This window comes from Streptococcus sp. SCPM-O-B-15304 (M98), assembly GCF_058200215.1.
The window spans coordinates 1-950 of record NZ_JBYQGQ010000028.1 but is presented as its reverse complement, the minus strand read 5'-3'; the positions used below and the strand labels follow the sequence as shown (position 1 = coordinate 950).

The following is a 950-nucleotide window of genomic DNA, read 5'->3' as shown; positions in this document are numbered from 1 at the left end:
AAATATTACATGAGTAAGAACACTAGTTGTTCTTTTTTTGTGGCTCTTTTTCTACCATAAAAGGCTCTTTGGCAACTGTAGTGGGTTGATGAAAAGTTATAACCTGGAGAGGACCAACTTGGTTCTCTCCTTTTTTATGTTCAAAGCAATGAGGATTCTGGTTTTAAAGTTTTCAAAGTTCCGGAAGCCAAAAGCATTGCGCTTGATGACCTTAATGAGGTTATTAGTAGCCTCTAGTTTCGCGTTTGAGTAGGGCAGTTCCAGTGCGTTCATGATTTTGTCCTTATCTTTCAAAAAGGTCTTAAAAACAGTTTGAAAAATAGGATTTACACAAGAAATCGTTTCTTCAATCAGTTCAAAGAAATGGTCTGTTTGTTTCTCTTGGAAATGAAACAGTAATAGTTGATAGAGTTCATAGTGTTCTCTAAGTTCTTGAGAGTATGCAAGGAGCTTTTCGAGAATCTCTTTATTGGTCAAGTGTGAGCGAAAAGTAGGGCGATAAAAACGTTTATCACTAAGTTTACGGCTATCCTGTTGAATGAGTTTCCAGTAACGTTTTAGTGCCTTATATTCGTGCGATTTTCGATCAAAACGATTCATGACTTGGATGCGAAGACGATTCATAGCTTGACTGAGATGTTGTACAATGTGAAAACGATCCAGAACGATTTTAGCGTTTGGAAATAGTTTTCTGGCAATATCGTAGTAGGAACTAAACATATCCATGGTAATGACTTTCACGCGACTTCTCACCTGACTAGAATAACGAAGGAAATGATTGCGAATAGTCACTTGAGTTCGCCCATCCAGGATAACTACGATCTTTCTGGAATCAAAATCCTGTGCAATGAAACTCATCTTACCTTTCTTGAAGCTGTATTCATCCCAAGACATGTGAGTTGGAAGGAAAGATAAATCTGTCTTGAATTTGAATTCTTTCAATTTACGAA

At 37.1% G+C, this 950-nt stretch carries 1 protein-coding gene; it reads right to left on the bottom strand.

The genetic code is table 11. The features are described 5' to 3' along the window. Positions 1 to 96: 96 nt before the first annotated feature. Positions 97 to 950, bottom strand: an 854-nt coding sequence (locus tag AC3E7H_RS09845) for an ISL3 family transposase (RefSeq protein ID WP_490676500.1), incomplete at its 5' end; no start/stop codon positions are given.